This is a genomic window from Methylobacterium terricola (assembly GCF_006151805.1).
Classification (GTDB): Bacteria; Pseudomonadota; Alphaproteobacteria; order Rhizobiales; family Beijerinckiaceae; genus Methylobacterium; species Methylobacterium terricola.
The window spans coordinates 23,567-42,246 of sequence record NZ_VDDA01000020.1 but is presented as its reverse complement, the minus strand read 5'-3'; the positions used below and the strand labels follow the sequence as shown (position 1 = coordinate 42,246).

Below are 18,680 nucleotides of genomic sequence, written 5' to 3'. Positions count from 1 at the left end.
CGCCATGCGGCTGGAGAGCTACGTCCAGGGACGCTGGATCGCGCCGGGGGGAGACTGGACCGGCATCCGCAGCGCCGTCACCGGCGCGGTGGTGGCGGAGGTCGGCAGCGGCGGCCTCGACATGGGCGAGGTGCTGGACCATGCCCGCCGGGTCGGCGGGCCGGCTCTGCGCCGCCTTACCTTCCACCAGCGCGCCGAGATGCTGAAGCGGCTCGCCGCCTATCTCAACGAGCGCCGGGACGGGCTCTACGCCCTGTCGCACCGGACCGGCGCGACCCGGGCCGACAACCTGATCGACATCGACGGCGGCATCGGGACGCTGTTCGTCTACGCCTCGAAGGGGCGGCGCGAATTGCCGAACGCGACGGTCCTGATCGACGGCGCGGTGGAGCCGCTGTCGCGCGGGGGCAGCTTCGTCGGGCGCCACGTGCTGACCAGCCGGGTCGGCTGCGCCGTCCACATCAACGCCTTCAACTTCCCGTGCTGGGGGCTGCTCGAGAAGCTCGCGCCCGCGATCCTCGCCGGCGTGCCGGTGGTGACGAAGCCCGCCACCATCACGGCTTACGTCGCCCATGCGCTGGTGCGGCTGATCGCCGAATCCGGGATCCTGCCGATTGGTGCGCTGCAATGCGTGGTCGGACCGACCGGGGACCTGTTCGATCACCTCACCGGACAGGACGTGGTGTCGTTCACCGGCTCGGCCGAGACCGCGCAGCGGCTCCAGCGCCATCCGGTGATCGCCCGCGAGGCGGTGCATTTCGTGGCCGAGCGCGACTCGCTCAACGCCGCGATCTTAGGGATCGATGCCGGGCCGGGCAGCCCGGAATTCGACCTCTTTATCCGCGAGGTCGCCAAGGAGATGACCGTCAAGGCAGGCCAGAAATGCACGGCGATCCGCCGGGCCCTGGTGCCCCGCGCCCAGGTGCCGGCGGTGATCGAGGCCCTGAGCCGACGCCTGGCCTCGGTGCGGATCGGCGACCCGGCCCGCGACGACGTGCGGATGGGGCCGGTGGTGGGGCTCGCGCAGCGCCGCGACGTGCTCGCCCGGGTCGAGGCCCTGAAGGCGGAAGCGGAGCTGGTCTTCGGCGATCCGGCGCGCCTGACCGTCGAGGGGGCGGATGCCGAGACCGGCGCCTTCCTGCCGCCGATGCTGCTCCACTGCGCCGATCCGCTGCGCGCCCGGCAGGTGCATGCGCTGGAGGCCTTCGGCCCGGTCTGCACGGTGATGGGCTATGACGGGCTGGAGGAAGCGGCGACGCTCGCCAATCGCGGCGAGGGCAGCCTCGTCGCCTCGCTCTACACCCACGACCCGGCGGCGGCGTCCGAGCTGGTCTTCGGGGTCGGGGCCTATCACGGCCGCCTCGTCGTCATCGACCGCGACTGCGCCAAGGAGCAGACAGGCCACGGCTCGCCGATGCCGCACATGATGCATGGCGGTCCCGGCCGGGCCGGCGGCGGCGAGGAACTCGGCGGCGTGCGGGCGCTGTCGCACTACATGCAGCGCACGGCGCTTCAGGGCTCGCCGGCGATGCTGAGCCGGATCACGCAGAGCTGGATCAAGGGCGCGCCGGAGGACATCCGCCCCGAGCATCCGTTCCGCTGCCACTTCGAGGATCTGGCGATCGGCCGCAGCTTCCACTCGGCCGAGCGGGTGATCACGCTCGCGGATATCGAGCATTTCGCGCATTTCACCGGCGACACCTTCTACGCCCATATGAGCGAGGAGGCGACGAAGGGCCATCCGTTCTTCCCCGGCCGGGTGGCGCACGGCTACCTGCTTCTATCCTTCGCCGCCGGCCTGTTCGTCGATCCCGATCCGGGCCCGGTGCTGGCCAATTACGGGCTCGACTCCTTGCGCTTCCTCAAGCCGATCCAGCCCGGCGAGGCGATCCGCGTGCGCCTCACCGCCAAGGAGAAGTCGCCGCGCAACGCGCAATACGGCGAGGTGCGGTGGGACGTGGAGATCCAGACGGCGGCCGGGGAGACGGCGGCGACCTACGAACTGCTGACCATGAACGCGATGCGGGGGGCGTGAGGAACCGCGCGGCCCGCCCCCTCCCCCTGTGCGGGGGAGGGGGCGGTAAGCGTCGCGCCTCAGCCGAACCGTCCCGCCCGCAATGCCTCGATCGCCATCCCGGGCCTCCGCCCCGCCAGCAGATCCGCCACGATGCGCCCGGTCCCGGCGCTCTGCGTCAGGCCGAGATGGCCGTGGCCGAAAGCGTAGATCACCCGCGGGCTCGCCCGCGACGGGCCGATCACCGGCAGGCTGTCGGGGAGCGACGGCCTGAATCCCATCCATTGCCGGCCGCCCTCCGTCCGCAGGCCCGGCAGGAAGGCCGCGGCCTTGCGTAGCATCGCGTCGGCGCGGGCGAAGTTGGGCGGGCGGTCGAGCCCCCCGAACTCGACGGCGCCGCCGACCCGGATGCCGGTGGACAACGGCGTGACCACGAAGCCATGGCCGCCGAAGGTGAGCTGGCGGCGCAGAGCGAAGGCGCCGGGGGGCAGCGTGGTGTTGTAGCCGCGCTCGGTGTCGAGGGGCACCCGGTCGCCGAGGCGGCGCGCCAGCGCCCGCGACCAGGCACCGGCGGCGAGCACGCAGGCCTCGGCGTCGCGCGACGTTCCGTCGGCGAGGGTCAGGCGCACGCCGTTGCCCTCGGGCGCGATGTCCCGCACCTCGCCCGGCGTGAGCACGGCGCCCTTCGCCATCACGTCGGCGTGGAGCGCCAGGGCGAACCGGTGCGGATCGTCGACCGTCATCCAGTGCGGCGTGAAGGTGCCGGCGACGAAGCGGGGCGACAGGCCGGGCTGCAGCTCGGCGAGGCGCTCAGCCCGGACATGCTCGAAGGCGATGCCCTCGCGCTCCCGCGCCGCCCAGCCGGGCCCGGCGGCGGCGAGCTCCGCCTCGCTCTCGTAGAGTTCGAGGTTGCCGTCGCGGCGCAGCCGCCCGCCGAGGCCGGCCGAGGCCACCATCGCCTCCATCGCCTGCGCGGCGAGCCGCATCAGGCCGGACTGGACTTGCGTCGCGTGGCGGTGGCGATCGGGTAGGCTGGCGCGCCAGAAGCGCAGCAGCCAGGGGGCGATCCGTGGCAGGTAGGCCGGCGGCAGCGCCAGCGGCCCGAGGGGATCGAGCATCCAGCGCGGCGCCCGCCGCAGGATGCCCGGCGAGGCGAGCGGCAGCACGTCGGTGAAGGCGAGCGCCCCGGCATTGCCGAAGCTCGCCCCCTCGGCGACGCCGCCGCGCTCGATCAGCCGCACCCGCCAGCCTTCCGTGAGGAGGTGGTGGGCGCAGGCGAGGCCGACGATGCCGGCCCCGACGATGATGACCTCGCGGGCCAAGGCGGCTCCTTTTAAGCGGCGAGCTTCAGGGTCGGGCGACGCTCCAGGGCGGTGCGGATGATCGCCTCGACGGCGGCCCGGCGCTCGCCCGAGAGCGGCTTCCGCGGCATGCGGACGTGCTCGGTCGAGCCGATCGCCAGGGCCTCGGCGAGCTTGATGTTCTGGACCAGGAAGGTCGAGACGTCGAGGTCGAGGAGCGGGCGGAACCAGCGGTAGATCTCGAGCGCGTCCGCCGTGCGGCCGGCCTTCATCAGGCGGTAGATCGCCACGGTCTCGTCCGGGAAGGCGACGACCAGGCCCGCGACCCAGCCGACCGCGCCGACGCTCAGCGCCTCGAAGGCGAGGTTGTCGACGCCGGTCAGCACCGCGAAGCGGTCACCGAAATGATTGATGATCTCGGTCGAGCGGCGGATGTCGTCGGAGGATTCCTTGATCGCGACGAAGCGGGAATCGGAGGCCAGCCGCTCCATGATCCGGGGCGTCACGTCGACCCGGTAGGCGACGCGGTTCGAGTAGATCATCACCGGCAGGTCGCCGGCGGCAGCGACCGCGCTCAGGGTCGCGACGGTCTCGTCCTCGTCGGTGTGGTAGATCGGGCTCGGCACCACCATCAGGCCGGAGGCGCCGGCCTTGGCCGCACGGGCGGCGAGCGCGCAGGCCTCGCGGGTGCCGGCCTCGGAGACGGTGAGCAGCACCGGCTTGCCCCCGGCGACCGACTGGGCGGTCTTCAGCACCTCGAGCCGCTCGTCGGGCGACAGCATCGGGCCCTCGCCGAGCGAGCCGCAGACGATGAGGCCGTCGCAGCCGGCCTGCATCTGGAGCGCGAAGCAGCGCTCCATCTCGGCGTGGTCGAGCGCGCCGTCGGCGGTGAACTTGGTGGTGACGGCGGGAATGACGCCTGTCCACATGGTCGTATCTCCTTGAGGTGTGATGAGGGGGTGAAGGGATCAGGCCGCCTCGGCGACCGGGGACGACTGGGGGCTCTGCGGCGCGGTCCGGGCGGCGCGGCGGTGGCGCCAGTGCAGCCACTCGCCGACGACGCCGCGGCGGAAGAACGAGACGCAGAGGATGAAGATCAGGCCGATCACGACGGTGACGAGGTCGCCGATGGTGGCGAGGTAGTTTTGCAGCCCGACCACCAGGGCGGCGCCGACGAGCGGCCCGAACAGGGTGCCGACGCCGCCGAGCAGCGTCATCAGCACCACCTCGGTCGAGGTGTGCAGCGACACGTCGTTGAGCGAGACGAGGCCGAAGACCAGGGCCTTGAGGGTGCCGGCATAGCCCGCCACCGCCGCCGAGAGCACGAAGGCGAGGAGCTGGAACCGGGCCGCGTCGTAGCCGAGCGACACCGCCCTCGGCTCGTTGTCGCGCACCGCCTGGAGGATCTGGCCGAAGGGCGAGTGCACCACCCGGTGGATGAACAGGAAGCCGGCGACGAACAGCGCGAGCGCCACGTAGTACATCGCGGTGTCGTTCGAGAGGTCGACGAGGCCGAAGAGCGTGCCGCGCGGAATGCCCTGGAGCCCGTCCTCGCCGCCGGTCCAGCGGAACTGCACCGCCAGGAAGTAGACGATCTGCGAGAGCGCCAGCGTGATCATCGCGAAGTAGATGCCGCGCCGCCGGATCGCGAGGCCACCGATGGCGAAGCCGACGAGCGCTGCCGCCGCGACGCCGGCCGCGAAGGCCGCTGGCACCCCGAGCGGGTGGGCGCCGAGCCGGATCATCAGCGCGCCGGTGACGTAGCCGGCGGTGCCGAGGAAGGCGGCGTGGGCGAAGGAGACGAGGCCGGTGAAGCCGAGCAGCAGGTTGAAGGCGCAGGCGAACAGCCCGTAGGCCATCACCTTCATGACGAAGATCGGGTAGATCAGCGCCGGCACCAGCGGCACCACGAGGAGCCCGGCGACGAGGCCGGCGAACAGATGCCTGGAGTTCATCTCACGCCTCCCGCCCGAACAGGCCGGCCGGGCGCAGCAGCAGCGCCAGGGCCATGATCACGAACACCACCACGGTCGAGGCCTCCGGATAGACCACCTTGGTCAGCCCCTCGATCAGCCCGAGGCCGAGGCCGGTCACCATGGCGCCGAGGATCGAGCCGAGGCCGCCGATCACCACCACGGCGAAGACGATGTTGAGGAGGCTGCCGCCCATCAGCGGGGTGATCTGCATGATCGGCGCGGCCAGGACCCCGGCGATGCCGGCCAGCGCCACGCCGAAGCCGTAGGTCAGGGTGATCATCACCGGCACGTTGATGCCGAAGGCCTGGAGCAGGCGCGGATTCTCGGTGCCGGCCCGCAGGTAGGCGCCGAGCTTGGTGCGCTCGAACAGGTACCAGGTGGCAAGGCAGATCAGCAGCGAGGCCGCGACCACGAAGACCCGGTATTTCGGCAGCAGCATGAAGCCGACATCGACCGGGCCCTGCAGGATCTCCGGCGGCTCGTAGCCCTGGCCCGACACCCCGAAGAAATAGCGAAACCCCCCTTCCATCACGAGCGCCACCCCGAAGGTGAGGAGCAGGCCGTAGAGATGGTCGAGGTGGTAGAGCCGGCGCAGCAGCGTGCGCTCGATCGCCATGCCGAACACCGCGACGAGGGCCGGCGCCAGCACCAGGGCGAGCCAGAAATTCACCTGGAGGTCGGGCTGGCCGAGCCAGGGGCCGACCTGCGTCAGCCCGATCCAGGCCAGGAACGCCGCCATCATGAACTGCGCGCCGTGGGTGAAGTTGATGATGTTGAGCAGGCCGAAGATGATCGCCAGCCCCATGCTCAGCATGGCGTAGAAGCAGCCGCCGATGAGCCCGATGGTGAGCTGGGCCATGAAGGCCTGGAGGGAGATGTCCGACATGGGGAGCACCGGGGAAGGACTGGCGGGACGGTTCGGTTCATCCCCTCCCCCCCGCAGAGGGGGGAGGGTCGAGGCGTCGTGTCACCCCTTCGCGTTCAGCGGGCAGGCGTCGCTCGGCTTCGGGTAGACGTCGTCGCCCTTGAGCACCGCCTTGACGTGGTAGAAGTCCCAGTCGCGCTTCGACTCCGCCGGCTTCTTCACCTGGAGCAGCAGCAGGTCGTGCACCAGCGCGCCGTCGGCGCGAAGCTTGCCGTTGCGGATCACGGCGTCGTCGATGGTCATCGAGCGCAGCTGACCCATCACCGCGCCGGCCTCGTCGGTGCCGGCCGCCTGGATCGCCTTCAGGTAGCTCAGCACCGCCGAGTAGATGGCGGCCTGCGAGGCGCTCGGCATCCGCTTCATCTTGGCGAAGTATTTTTCCGCGAAGGCGCGCGAGCGGTCGTCGTAATCCCAGTAGAACGCCTCTGTGAGGTACATGTCCTGGGCCTTGGCGAGGCCGAGGCTCTTCACGTCGGTGATGTAGGTGAGGAGCGGCGCGATCACCTGCTTGTCGCTGCGGCCGATGCCGTATTCGGCGGCCTGCTTGACGGCGTTGACGGTGTCGCTGCCGGCATTGGCCAGCGCGATCACCTGGGCGCCGGTGCTCTGCGCCTTCAGCATGTAGGACGAGAAATCGCCGCCCGGGAAGGGATGGCGCGAGACGCCCAGGACCTTGCCGCCCTCGGCCTCGACCACCGCGGCCGCGTCCTTCTCCAGCGAATGGCCGAAGGTGTAATCGGCGGTGACGAAGTACCAGCTCTTCTTGCCGGCCTGCATCAGGGCCTTGGCGGTGCCGGCGGCCAGCGCGTAGGTGTTGACCATCCATTGCGCGCTCAGGGGCGAGCACTTGTCGGTGATCGCCGCCATGGCGACGCCGGCCGAGAGCATGGTCACCCGGTTCTTCTGCTTGGCGATCTCCATCACGGCGAGCGCCGTCGAGGAGGTCGGGAAGTCGGCGATCATGTCGACCTTGCCCTGGTCGAACCACTCGCGGGCGAGGTTCGCCGCGATGTCGGGCTTGTTCTGGTGGTCGGCGGCGACGAGCTCGACCGGCGCGCCCAGCACCTTGCCCCCCATCTCGTCGATGGCGATCTGCGCCGCCACCGCCGAGCCGCGGCCGGTGAAGTCGGAATAGATGCCCGACAGGTCGTTGAGGATGCCGACCTTCACCACCCCGTCGCTGACCTTGTCGGCCGCGAGGGCGCCCGACGCCACAGCGGCGAGCGACAGCCCGAGGGCACACCCGATGACACGCGACCGCATGATTCCCACCTCCTTGATGATCCGGTTGACCGACGCGCACCGCCGCCGGGGGTCACACCCCGAGCAGCCGGCCGACCTCCTCCTCCCGCGCCGCGACCTCGTGCGCCGCGATCTCCGCGGCGATGCGGCCGTGCTCGACCACGTAGTGGCGGTCGGCGAGGTGGCGGGCGAAGTGGAAGTTCTGCTCGACCAGCACGATGGTGAAGCCGCGGCTCTTCAGCATCGCCACGGCGCGGCCGAGCGCCTCGACGATGACCGGCGCCAGCCCCTCGGTGATCTCGTCGAGGAGCAGGATGCGGGCGCCGGTGGTGAGGATGCGGCCGAGCGCCAGCATCTGCTGCTCGCCGCCCGAGAGCCGGCCGCCATAGCTGTCGGCCCGCTCGGCGAGGTTGGGAAACAGCGCCAGCACCTCGTCCAGCGGCAGGCCGCCCTCGCCGAGGCGGGGCAGCAGGGTCAGGTTCTCGCGGGTGGTGAGGGTGCGGTAGACGCCGCGCTCCTCCGGGCAGTAGCCGAGGCCCAGCCGCGCGATGCGGTGCGGCGGCAGCCGGATCGCCTCGACCCCGCGCACCCGCACCGAGCCGGCGCGCCGGTCGGTCAGGCCGAGGATGGCGCGCAACGTCGTGGTGCGGCCGGCGCCGTTGCGGCCGATCAGGGTCACGCACTCGCCCTCGCGCACCGTGAGGTCGATGCCGTGCAGGACGTGGCTCTCGCCGTACCAGGCCTCGAGCCCGCGCGCTTCGAGAACGACCTCACGCATGACCGCCCCCGAGATAGGCCGCCTTCACCGCCGGATCGGCCGAGACCGCCGCGTAAGGGCCCTCCGCCAGGATCTCGCCCCGCTGCAGCACCGTGATGGTGTCGCAGAGGTCGGCCACCACCGACATGTTGTGCTCCACCATCAGGATCGTGCGTCCCTTGGCGATGCGCCGGACCAGACGCTTGATGCGGTCGACATCCTCGATCGCCATCCCTTGCGTCGGCTCGTCGAGGAGCAGGAAGGGCGGGTCGAGGGCGAGGGTCGTGGCGATCTCGAGCGTGCGCTTGCGGCCGTAGGACAGGTCGGCGGCACGAGCCTCGGCGGCCTCGGCGAGGCCGACCTCCGACAGCAGCCGCATCGCCTCGTCGTCGAGCACGGCCAGCGAGCGGCTGGAGCGCCAGAACTGGAACTGCGTGCCGAGCCGCCGCTGCAACGCCACCCGGACGTTGTCGCGCACCGAGAGGTTCGGGAAGATCGCCGAGATCTGGAACGAGCGCACCAGCCCACGCCGGGCGATGGCCGCCGACGAGGCCTTCGTGATGTCCTGGCCCTCGTAGAGGATCTGTCCGTCCGTCGGCACGTGGACCTTGGTGAGCAGGTTGAACACCGTGGTCTTGCCGGCGCCGTTCGGCCCGATCAGCGCGTGGATCGTGTGCCGCCGAACCTTCAGGTCGAGCCCCCGCACCGCCCGGAAGCCGCCGAACGCCTTGGTCAGCCCCCTGGTTTCGAGTGCGATGTCGGGCACGGTGTCGTCCTCTGCGTGGTGTGATTCGTAGATTGTATAAAATATGCGATGCAGTCAAGCGGGCTCGCAAAGCGATCTGCCTCGGCGGGCGGACGGCTCGGCGAGGCGGGTGCGGAAGCGGACCTTGAGCCCTGGAGCCGTCGTGGCGCCCCTTACGGCATCGTCGTCAGATGATGCCGGATCTCGGCGGCGACGATCTCCGCGTGGGTTCGGGCGAGATCGTGGTCCGCCCCGGGGATGACGCGAAGGCGGGCTTGCGGAAGCAGGGAGGCCAGCCGCTGCCCAACCGCCACCGGGCTGATCGGATCAGCGTCTCCCCACAGTAACAGCGCCGGCGCATCGATGGATGGGATCTGCGCCGACAGGTCTTCGACGGGATCGGCGATCCACCGGGCGGCGTTCGGGAAGGCCGAGGCGTAGTCGGAGCGCCAGTCGCATCCGCCCAGATCCGCCACTGGCACGCCGCCCGACGTCACGGCCAAGACGAGGCTCTTGACCAGCGTCGGAAAGGCCAGCGCCAGCTTGATCGCGACGTAGCCGCCCATCGATTGAGCGATCAGCGCTGTCGGCTCGCGGATCTGCCTTGCGGCCAGGGAGACGAGATCGTCGATGCAACCCACTGCCGGATCGGGCGGCTCGTCACCGAGGCCCGGCCACGAGACGAACACGCCGTCGAGGCCTGCATGGACGGCAACGGGTTTCCAGAAGGAGGCGCTGCCGCCGGCACCAGGGAGAAACAGCGTCTTGAGCATCCAGACCCATCCATGCTTCCGGTCCCGGAGGGCCGGCGCGGGGTGAGAGCGGGCCAGATCTCCGGGCGCCCGACCTTACGTCATGGCTCCGCCGACTTGCGATAGATCTCCACCAGCGAGCGCCCGGCATGCTCGACATGGATCCGCAGGAGATTCGCCGCCGCCACGACCTCCCCCGCCTCGCACAGATCGAGGATCGTGGTGTGCTCCATGTCGGCGCGGGCGACGTCGCCGGTGACGGAGAGTTGCAGCCGGGTCGGGCGGTCGCAATCCTGGAGCAGGCCGGCGATGATCGACAGCGAGCGCGGCCGGCCGGCATGGCGCAGGAGGCCGAGATGGAAGCGCCGGTTCAGCTCGCCCCAGTTCTCGACCTGGCCGGCCTTGAGCGCGGCGCTGTACTCGTCGCGCAGGGAGCGCAGCTCCGAAAAGTCCTCCGGCGTGAGGTGGCGGGCCGAAAGGATCAGCAATTGCGGCTCCAGCGAGACGCGAAGCTGGAACACGTCCTCGATCTCCTCGACCGAGAGCCCCGAGACCACGGCGCCGCGATGCGGCACGATCTTGACGAGGCCGCCGGCCTCCAGCTGAAGCAGGGCCTCCCGGATCGGGATCCGGCTGATGCCGAACTCCTCCGCCAGCGCGTCCTGGCGCAGCTGGAAGCCGGGCGCGAGGGCGCCCGAGAGGATGCGCTCGCGCAGGGCCTCGGCCACGGCCGCCGAGACGGTGCGATGGCCGAGGCTTCCAGGAACGGATCGGGCTCCGCCCGCGCGTGCCGTCACGGCCATGCTCTCGACTCCACCGCTTCTCTCAAACGCATATTGTATACGATCGCTGCTTGGCAAGGCCGTCAGAAGGTCGGCGGGGTGCAGGCACTCACCACCTCGCACGGATGCGGCCCGACGCAGCGGAAGCGATGCGGCCGGCGGCTGGAGAAGTAATAGGCGTCGCCGGGCCCGAGCACCCGCCGCTCGTCGTCCACCATCACTTCGAGCCGCCCCGAGAGCACGATCCCGCCTTCCTCCCCGTCATGGACCAGGGGCACGCGGCCGGTATCGGCACCCGGCTCGTAGCGCTCCTTGAGCAGTTGCAGGGCGCGGCCGAACAGGTTGTCGCCGACCTGGCGGTAGGAGATCCGGCCCTTGCCGATCTCGACCAGTTCCTCGCCGGCGTAGAATGCCTTCTCGCTCCGCTCCGGCGTCAGCGAGAAGAACTCGGCGAGCCCGATCGGCACCGCGTCGAGGATGCGCTTGAGGGCGCCGACCGACGGGTTGGTGTGGCCCGATTCGATCAGCGAGATGGTCGAGTTCACCACGCCCGCGCGCTTGGCCAGCGCCCGCTGCGACAGGCCGTGCAGCAGGCGCACGTGGCGCAGGCGCGCCCCCACCTCGTCGTTGGTCACGCCGGCTCCCCTGTTGAGGCTGTTGCGGATCGGGCAACACTCTATCGCGGCCCCGTGCAGCGGCAAAGGGTTACGGCGGGGCAGAAAAGGACTTGTTGCCAGTGCCGGAACGGTCTTGTCTGGCGGCGACCGTGCCTCAGAAAGAGACCGCCATGAACGCCCATCCGCCGCGCCTCAACCGTCCGAGCCTCGACGCCTACTGGATGCCGTTCACGGCCAACCGCCAGTTCAAGGCCGCGCCGCGCCTGCTCGTCGCGGCCGAGGGCATGCACTACACCACCGACGACGGGCGCGAGGTCCTCGACGGCACCGCCGGCCTGTGGTGCGTCAATGCCGGCCACGGCCGCCGCCGCATCGCCGAGGCCGTCGAGCGCCAGCTCTCGACCCTCGATTACGCGCCCTCGTTCCAGATGGGCCACCCGATCGCCTTCGAATTCGCCGAGCGCCTCGCCGCCATCGCGCCGGGCGGTGCCCTCGACCGGGTGTTCTTCACCGGCTCGGGCTCGGAATCGGTCGATACGGCGCTCAAGATCGCGCTGGCCTACCAGCGCGCCATCGGCCAGGGCACGCGGACCCGGGTGATCGGGCGCGAGCGCGGCTATCACGGCGTCGGCTTCGGCGGCATCTCGGTCGGCGGCCTCGTCAACAACCGCCGGATGTTCCCGCTGCTGCCGGGCGTCGACCACCTGCGCCACACCCACGACCTCGCCCGCAACGCCTTCGTGCAGGGCCAGCCCGAGCACGGCGCCGACCTCGCCGACGATCTGGAGCGGCTGGTGGCGCTCCACGGCGCCGAGACGATCGCCGCGGTGATCGTCGAGCCGGTGGCGGGCTCGACCGGCGTGCTGGTGCCGCCGAAGGGCTACCTCGAGCGCCTGCGCGAGATCGCGACGAAGCACGGCATCCTCTTGATCTTCGACGAGGTCATCACCGGGTTCGGCCGCCTCGGCGCGCCCTTCGCCACCGACTATTTCGGCGTGACGCCCGATCTCATCACCACCGCCAAGGGCCTCACCAACGGCACGATCCCGATGGGCGCGGTCTTCGCCACCCGGGCCGTCCACGACGCGCTGATGCACGGGCCCGAGGGCGCGATCGAGCTGTTCCACGGCTACACCTATTCGGGGCACCCGGTCGCCTGCGCGGCCGGCCTCGCCACCCTGGAGATCTACGCGGAAGAGGACCTGCTCACCCGCACGACGCAGGTCCAGGCGCAGTGGCACCAGGCGATGCATGCCCTGCGCGACTGCCCGCACGTGATCGACATCCGCACCATCGGCCTCATCGCCGGCATCGAGCTGGAGCCCCGGGCGGGCGCGCCGGGGGCGCGGGCCTACGACGTCTTCACCGATTGCTTCGAGAAGGGCCTGCTGATCCGCGTCACCGGCGACATCATCGCCCTGTCGCCGCCGCTGATCGCCGAACCCGAGCACATCGACACGATGGCCTCGATGCTGGGCGAGGCGCTGCGCCGGGCGGCGTAGGGATCTTCCCTGCCGGACGTCGACACCCCCCTCGTCATCCCCGGGGCCGCGACAGCGGAACCCGGGATCCAGGACCGCTGGCGGTGGACGATGAAGCGGATCGCGCGCCGCTCCATCCTCAAGCGTCAGCGGTCATGGATCCCGGGTTCCCGCCTGCGGCGAGCCCCGGGATGACGCGGAGATTGACCCGCCAAACGCAGCTCGACATGCGAGCCGTGGATCACCCGTTTCATCACCGGATTCGATTCTGCTCATGAACACCATCGGACACTTCGTCGGCGGCAGCCAGACCCCCGGCCGTTCGGGCCGCACCGCGCCGGTCTTCAACCCAGCCACCGGCGAGCCGTCGGGCCATGTCGCGCTGGCGAGCGCCGACGAGGTCGGGGCCGCGGTGGCGGCCGCCCGCGCCGCCTTCCCGGCCTGGGCCGCCACGCCGCCGCTCCGCCGGGCCCGCATCCTCAACAAGTTCCTGCACCTGCTTGAAGAGCGCATCGACACCCTCGCCGCGGTGATCACCGCCGAGCACGGCAAGGTGCTGTCCGACGCCAAGGGCGAGATCCAGCGCGGCATGGAGGTGGTCGAGTTCGCCACCGGCGCGCCCCAGCTCCTCAAGGGCGAGATCACCGAGAATGTCGGCACCCGCGTCGACAGCCACTCCCTGCGCCAGCCCCTCGGCGTCGTCGCCGGCATCACGCCGTTCAACTTCCCCGCCATGGTGCCGATGTGGATGTTCCCCGTCGCGCTGGCCTGCGGCAACTGCTTCGTGCTCAAGCCCTCCGAGCGCGATCCCTCCGCCGCCCTGGTCATGGCCGAGTGGCTGAAGGAGGCAGGGCTCCCCGACGGCGTGTTCTCGGTGGTGCAGGGCGACAAGGAGGCGGTCGACGCCCTCCTGTACCACCCCGACATCCAGGCCGTGTCCTTCGTCGGCTCGACCCCGATCGCGAAGTACATCTACGAGACCGCGGCGCGCACGGGGAAGCGGGCGCAATGCCTCGGCGGGGCCAAGAACCACATGGTGGTGATGCCCGACGCCGACATGGACCAGGCGGTCGACGCCCTGATGGGCGCGGCCTACGGCTCGGCGGGCGAGCGCTGCATGGCGATCTCGGTGGCGGTGCCGATCGGCGAGGAGACCGCAGACCGGCTGATGGAGAAGCTGGTGCCGAAGGTCCGCGCGCTGAAGGTCGGGCCCGGCACCGACCCCGAGGCCGAGATGGGCCCGCTGGTGACCGCGCAGCACCGCGACAAGGTGAAGGGCTACATCGACCGCGGCGTGGCCGAAGGCGCCGAGCTGGTAGTCGACGGCCGGGGCTTGAGCCTGCAGGGCTACGAGAACGGCTACTTCGTCGGCGGCACGCTGTTCGACCGGGTGACGCCCGAGATGACGATCTACAAGGAGGAGATCTTCGGCCCGGTGCTGGCGGTGGCGCGCGCGCCGGACTACGCGACCGCCGCGCGGATGATCAACGAGCACGAGTTCGGCAACGGCACGGCGATCTTCACCCGGGACGGCGACGCGGCGCGGGAATTCGCGCACCAGATCCAGGTCGGGATGGTGGGGATCAACGTGCCGATCCCGGTGCCGATGGCGTTCCACTCGTTCGGCGGCTGGAAGGCGTCGCTGTTCGGCGACCACCACATGCACGGGCCTGAGGGCGTGCGGTTCTACACCCGGCTCAAGACGATCACGACCCGCTGGCCGACCGGCATCCGTGCCGGCGCCGAGTTCGTGATGCCGACCATGCGCTGACGGTCCGCAGGATCCGCGACACGACACCGCCGGGCGGGCCTCTTCCCTCCGCCCGGCGCCCGGGAGGCCGGTACGCCGCGGTCGCCGACCGTGCCATCGACCATTTCAGGCGGATCACCGCCACCGACGGCCACGCGGCCGGCGACCTTGGTGCTCCGGCACGTCGCCGACATCGCCATGGCGGCGGCCCGCAACGCCGACACGGCATGCCGGATCGGCGGTGAGGAGATCGTGGTGGTCATGCCGCGGATCGACCTCGCCCAGGCGGCGCAGATCGCCGAGGTGCGGCGTGCCGCCACCGGCGACACGACCGTGCCGGTCGGGGCCGGCCGCGCCGTCGCCCTCCGCCTCGGGGCCTGTCAGCAGACAAAAAAAGGCCGCCCTTGCGAGGCGGCCCGAAGTCTAGGGAGGAAACGCCCAAGAAGGGCAGCACCGCCGCGACGCCATCGCCGCAGTGCGTGAAATCGTTTTCACATTTTGCGCCGCCGGAGGCAAGCGAGTCGATGGCGGGGCCGCCATGCGTCAGTCACATGACGCGAGGGGTCCGGCCCGCCACGCCCGTCGCTCGCGCTGCGCCAGCACCGCCAGGGTCGGCTCGGCGGCGAGGAGCTTGCGCGTGTAATCCTCGCGCGGATGGTCCAGGACCTCGCGCACCGTCCCGGTCTCGACCAGGCGCCCGGCCTGCATCACCCCGACCCGGTCGGCGATCTCGTCGACGACGCCGAGATTGTGAGTGATGAACAGCACGGTCAGGCCGTGGCGGTCGCGCAAGCCCAGGATCAGGCGCAGGATCTGGGCCTGGATCGACAGGTCGAGGGCCGAGACCGCCTCGTCGGCGACGACGAGCTTCGGGCGGGTGATGAGAGCCCGGGCGATGGCGATGCGCTGGCGCTGGCCACCGGAGAATTCGTGCGGATAGCGGGCAGCGGCGCTGCCGGGCAGCCCGACCTCCTCGAGCGCCCGGGCGATCAGGGCCTGGCGGTCGCGGCCCCGCGGCGCGTCGTCGAGGAGGCACAGCGGCTCGGCGACGATGCGGCCGACCGAGTGGCGCGGGTTGAGCGAGCCGTAGGGATCCTGGAACACCATCTGGAAGTCGCGGCGCTTGCGCGCCAGGGCCGTGGGCGACAGCGCGAACAGGTCGTCGCCGCCGAGGCGCACGGTGCCGCTCGTCGGCCGGTCGAGGGCCATGACGATGCGGGCCAGAGTGGACTTGCCGCAGCCCGATTCCCCGACCACCGCGAAGACGCTGCCGGCCTCGACGGCGAGGCTGACATCGTCGACCGCCCGCAGGGTCCGCGTCGCGCCGCCGCGCCCGCGCAGGGCGTAGTCGCGGGTGAGGTTCTCGATCGACAGGAGCGGGGCGGTCACCGGGCGCCTCCTCCCGCGGCGAGAGGCGGACCCTCGCCGAGGCCGGCCCTAGCCCGGCGCGGCAGCGCCGCGATCAGGTCGCGGGTGTACTGCGCCGTGGGGTGGCGCAGGACCGCGGCGGTCGCCCCCTGCTCGACGGCGCGGCCGCGGCATAGCACCAGGGTCCGGTCGGTGCTGCGGGCGATCACCCCGAGGTCGTGGCTGATCAGGATCAGCGACAGGCCGAGATCGGCCACCAGCTCGTCGAGGATGTCGAGGATCTCCTTCTGCACCGTCACGTCGAGGGCCGTGGTCGGCTCGTCGGCGATCAGCAGGTCGGGCTCGAGCGCCAGCGCGATCGCGATGCCGACGCGCTGGCGCTGGCCGCCGGACATCTCGTGCGGGTAGCTGTCGATGCGCCGGGCCGGATCGGGGATCCGCACCCGGTCGAGAAGGCGCAGGGCCTCGGCCCGCGCCTCGGCCCGGCCGACCCTGCGGTGCAGGCGGATGCCTTCCGCGATCTGCTGGCCCGCCGTCATGGCGGGGTTGAGCGCCGTCATCGGCTCCTGGAAGATCATGCCGATGCGCCGTCCGCGCAGACCGCACAGCGCGCGCTCGCCCATCCTCAGGATGTCCTGCCCCTCCAGCAGGATCTCGCCGGAGGTGCGGGCGGTGCGCGGCAGGAGCCCGATGGCGGCGAGCGACAGCATCGACTTGCCGGAGCCCGATTCGCCGACGATGCCGAGGCTCTCGCCGCGGCCGACCTCGACCGAGACGTCATCGACGACGCGGACCGGGCCGGCAGCGCCCGGGAAGGCGATGGACAGGTTGCGGATCGCGAGCATCAGGAGGCCTGCCGGCGGCGTGGATCGAGGCGGGCGGCGAGCCCGTCGCCCAGGAGGTTGAGGCCGAGCACCGCGGCCGCGATGGCGAGGCCGGGGGCGAGCGCGAGATGGGGCGCCTGGGTGAGGTAGGTCTGCGATTCGGCGAGCATCCGCCCCCAGGTCGGGGCCGGCGGCGGCAGGCCGAGCCCGAGGAAGCTCAGGCCCGCCTCGGTCAGGATCGCCATGGCGAGCTGGATCGTCACCTGCACGATGATCTGCCCGGCAATGTTGGGCAGCACGTGCTCCGCGGTGATCCGGGCCGTGCCCTTGCCGGCCATGCGCGCGGCCATGATGTACTCGCGCGCCCAGATCTGCATCGCCGCGCCGCGGGTGACCCGGGCGAAGACCGGGATCATGAACACCCCGATGGCGATGATCGCGGTCAGCGCCCCGGGGCCGAGCAGCGCGCCGAGCATGATCGCCGACAGGATCGGCGGCAGGGCGAACAGCGCATCGCAGACCCGCATCAGCACCGCGTCGAGCCTGGAATTCGCCGCCGCCGCGACGCCGGCGAGCGTGCCGAGCCCGACCCCGACCCCGACCGCCGCGAAGGCGGTGGTGAGCGAGTTGAAGGCGCCGCGCATCAGCATCGAGGCGACGTCGCGCCCGAGATGGTCGGTGCCGAGGGCGCCTGAGACCAGGGGTCCTCTGAGCTTCTGGAGGATGCGCATCCGGGCCGGGTCCTCGGGGGTCCAGACCAGGGAGGTGAGCGCGATGCCGACGAGGCACGCCGTCAGGACGCCGCCGACGAGGAGCGCGGCGCTGCCGGGGCGCCGGCCGCGCCGCAGCCGCAAGACCGCGCCGGGGACCTTGGCCAGGGCCGTCATGCGCGCCTCCTCAGGCGGGGATCGACGACCGTGTAGAGCAGGTCGACGCCGAGATTGACCACGATGACGATCGTGGCGAACACCATCACGACGTTCTGGATCACGATCAGGTCGCGCTGCGCCAGGGCCTGCCAGGCGAGCCGGCCCATGCCGGGCAGGGTGAACACGTTCTCGACCAGCACCGCGCCGCCGATCAGGAACGAGATCTGCAGGCCCAGCATCGTGATGACCGGCACCAGCGCGTTCGGCACCGCGTGGCGCCACAGGGCGCGCGAGACCGAGGCGCCCTTGGCCCGGGCGGTGCGGACGAAATCCTCGTTCATCACCTCGACCACAGAGGCCCGCGTCACCCGGGTCAGCACCGCCGATTGCGGGATGGCGAGGGCGAGCGCCGGCAGCAGCAGGGCGCGGAACGCCGCCACCGGCTCGCCCCAGCCCGGAAAGCCGCCGGCCGGCAGCCAGCCGAGGCCGAGGGCCACCACCATGATCAGCAAAAGCCCGATCCAGAAATTCGGCACCGCGATGCCAGCCTGCGCGTAGAGGGTGGCGGCGCCGTCCGCCACCCCGCCGGGACGGGCCGCCGCGGTGACGCCGAGGGGCAGCGCGATGCCGACGGCGAGGAGGACCGCCAGCCCGGTCAGCGGCAGCGTCACCGCCAGCCGCTCCAGGATCAGCCCGCCCACCGGCACGCCGTAGGTGTAGGAGATCCCCATGTTGCCGGTCACGAGCCCGCCGAGCCAGCGCAGGTAGCGCAGGACCGCCGGGGCATCGAGGCCCATCTGGGCGCGCAGGGCCGCCAGGGTCTCGGGCGTCGCCGAGGTGCCGAGCATCGCCGAGGCCGGATCGCCGGGCACGATCTCCATCATGCCGAAGACGAGGACCGAGATCAGCAGGACGGTCACGGCGAAGCCGGCGGCGCGGCGGAGGAGGTGCCTCAGCATCGGGTGAACTCGGGCATTGGGAGCGCTTTGCTGTGATCGAACGTGATGTCGAGGAAAGCCAACCCCGACGCGTGAGGCGCGGGCTTTTCCCCTCCCCCCTCTGCGGGGGAGGGTACCCGGCGGAGCCGGGCGGGAGAGGGGAACCACGCTGCCGGAAGAAACCGAACCGTTCTGAAGGGCGCCCCCTGGATCAGCGTCGCGCTGCCCCTCTCCCGGCTCACTGCGTTCGCCACCCTCCCCCGCAGAGGGGGGAGGGAGAATCCCGCGCCCTTACTTGCCACGAGACAGACTTGCTTGTCCCTAGACAGACTTGGCGCC

The 18,680-nt window shown here is 71.1% G+C and carries 18 protein-coding genes; 4 read left to right on the top strand and 14 right to left on the bottom strand.

The annotated features are described in order from the left end of the window. The first annotated feature begins 4 nt into the window (after nucleotides 1-4). Nucleotides 5-2,035, top strand: a complete 2,031-nt coding sequence (gene paaZ / locus FF100_RS28025; RefSeq protein WP_139039050.1) for a phenylacetic acid degradation bifunctional protein PaaZ — start codon at nucleotides 5-7, stop codon at nucleotides 2,033-2,035. A 59-nt stretch (nucleotides 2,036-2,094) separates the two neighbouring features. Here the strand turns inward: paaZ and FF100_RS28020 are convergent, their stop codons facing one another. The 10 genes from FF100_RS28020 to FF100_RS27975 all read right to left on the bottom strand — a co-directional run bounded on the left by FF100_RS28020 (nucleotide 2,095) and on the right by FF100_RS27975 (nucleotide 11,129). Then, on the bottom strand, nucleotides 2,095-3,336 hold the full coding sequence (locus tag FF100_RS28020) for an NAD(P)/FAD-dependent oxidoreductase (protein ID WP_139039049.1): 1,242 nt from the start codon (nucleotides 3,334-3,336) through the stop codon (nucleotides 2,095-2,097). Between the two features lie 11 nt (nucleotides 3,337-3,347). Beyond that, on the bottom strand, nucleotides 3,348-4,244 hold the full coding sequence (locus tag FF100_RS28015; protein ID WP_139039048.1) for a dihydrodipicolinate synthase family protein: 897 nt from the start codon (nucleotides 4,242-4,244) through the stop codon (nucleotides 3,348-3,350). A gap of 39 nt (nucleotides 4,245-4,283) precedes the next feature. Next, nucleotides 4,284-5,270, bottom strand: coding sequence for a branched-chain amino acid ABC transporter permease (locus tag FF100_RS28010; RefSeq protein WP_139039047.1), 987 nt, complete (start codon nucleotides 5,268-5,270; stop codon nucleotides 4,284-4,286). 1 nt (nucleotide 5,271) lies between these two features. Then, entirely contained in the window at nucleotides 5,272-6,177 is a 906-nt protein-coding gene (locus tag FF100_RS28005) for a branched-chain amino acid ABC transporter permease (protein ID WP_139039046.1), read from the bottom strand. Between the two features lie 81 nt (nucleotides 6,178-6,258). Continuing rightward, nucleotides 6,259-7,479, bottom strand: coding sequence for an ABC transporter substrate-binding protein (locus FF100_RS28000; RefSeq protein ID WP_139039045.1), 1,221 nt, complete (start codon nucleotides 7,477-7,479; stop codon nucleotides 6,259-6,261). 52 nt (nucleotides 7,480-7,531) lie between these two features. Next, a complete protein-coding gene (locus FF100_RS27995) occupies nucleotides 7,532-8,236 on the bottom strand; it encodes an ABC transporter ATP-binding protein (protein WP_139039044.1) in 705 nt (234 codons plus the stop codon). Continuing rightward, nucleotides 8,229-8,981, bottom strand: a complete 753-nt coding sequence (locus FF100_RS27990; RefSeq protein ID WP_139039043.1) for an ABC transporter ATP-binding protein — start codon at nucleotides 8,979-8,981, stop codon at nucleotides 8,229-8,231. The genes FF100_RS27995 and FF100_RS27990 overlap by 8 nt, the downstream gene beginning before the upstream one ends. A gap of 152 nt (nucleotides 8,982-9,133) precedes the next feature. Continuing rightward, nucleotides 9,134-9,733 (bottom strand): alpha/beta fold hydrolase, encoded by a 600-nt coding sequence (locus FF100_RS27985; RefSeq protein ID WP_139039042.1) that lies wholly within the window; start codon nucleotides 9,731-9,733, stop codon nucleotides 9,134-9,136. An 80-nt stretch (nucleotides 9,734-9,813) separates the two neighbouring features. Beyond that, nucleotides 9,814-10,515 (bottom strand): GntR family transcriptional regulator, encoded by a 702-nt coding sequence (locus FF100_RS27980; protein ID WP_139039041.1) that lies wholly within the window; start codon nucleotides 10,513-10,515, stop codon nucleotides 9,814-9,816. Nucleotides 10,516-10,577: 62 nt separating this feature from the next. After that, nucleotides 10,578-11,129: a cupin domain-containing protein gene (locus tag FF100_RS27975; protein WP_139039040.1), complete on the bottom strand. Its 552-nt coding sequence runs from the start codon at nucleotides 11,127-11,129 to the stop codon at nucleotides 10,578-10,580. Between the two features lie 152 nt (nucleotides 11,130-11,281). On the opposite strand from FF100_RS27975, the gene aptA reads away from it, so the two are divergent. The 3 genes from aptA to FF100_RS38055 all read left to right on the top strand — a co-directional run bounded on the left by aptA (nucleotide 11,282) and on the right by FF100_RS38055 (nucleotide 14,825). Continuing rightward, the gene (gene aptA / locus FF100_RS27970; protein WP_139039039.1) at nucleotides 11,282-12,613 is read left to right on the top strand and encodes an omega-aminotransferase AptA; all 1,332 of its coding nucleotides are present in this window, start codon (nucleotides 11,282-11,284) and stop codon (nucleotides 12,611-12,613) included. A 253-nt stretch (nucleotides 12,614-12,866) separates the two neighbouring features. Beyond that, the gene (locus FF100_RS27965; protein WP_139039038.1) at nucleotides 12,867-14,363 is read left to right on the top strand and encodes a CoA-acylating methylmalonate-semialdehyde dehydrogenase; all 1,497 of its coding nucleotides are present in this window, start codon (nucleotides 12,867-12,869) and stop codon (nucleotides 14,361-14,363) included. A 150-nt stretch (nucleotides 14,364-14,513) separates the two neighbouring features. Beyond that, on the top strand, nucleotides 14,514-14,825 hold the full coding sequence (locus tag FF100_RS38055; protein WP_139039037.1) for a GGDEF domain-containing protein: 312 nt from the start codon (nucleotides 14,514-14,516) through the stop codon (nucleotides 14,823-14,825). Between the two features lie 60 nt (nucleotides 14,826-14,885). Here the strand turns inward: FF100_RS38055 and FF100_RS27955 are convergent, their stop codons facing one another. The 4 genes from FF100_RS27955 to FF100_RS27940 are packed head-to-tail and all read right to left on the bottom strand — an operon-like array spanning nucleotide 14,886 to nucleotide 18,362. Then, nucleotides 14,886-15,731 (bottom strand): ATP-binding cassette domain-containing protein, encoded by an 846-nt coding sequence (locus FF100_RS27955; protein WP_139039036.1) that lies wholly within the window; start codon nucleotides 15,729-15,731, stop codon nucleotides 14,886-14,888. Continuing rightward, on the bottom strand, nucleotides 15,728-16,555 hold the full coding sequence (locus FF100_RS27950) for an ATP-binding cassette domain-containing protein (protein ID WP_171070357.1): 828 nt from the start codon (nucleotides 16,553-16,555) through the stop codon (nucleotides 15,728-15,730). Before FF100_RS27950 ends, FF100_RS27955 begins: the two co-directional genes overlap by 4 nt. Further along, entirely contained in the window at nucleotides 16,555-17,421 is an 867-nt protein-coding gene (locus FF100_RS27945; RefSeq protein ID WP_139039035.1) for an ABC transporter permease, read from the bottom strand. Before FF100_RS27945 ends, FF100_RS27950 begins: the two co-directional genes overlap by 1 nt. Then, nucleotides 17,418-18,362, bottom strand: a complete 945-nt coding sequence (locus tag FF100_RS27940) for an ABC transporter permease (protein WP_139039034.1) — start codon at nucleotides 18,360-18,362, stop codon at nucleotides 17,418-17,420. The genes FF100_RS27945 and FF100_RS27940 overlap by 4 nt, the downstream gene beginning before the upstream one ends. Nucleotides 18,363-18,680 lie beyond the last annotated feature (318 nt).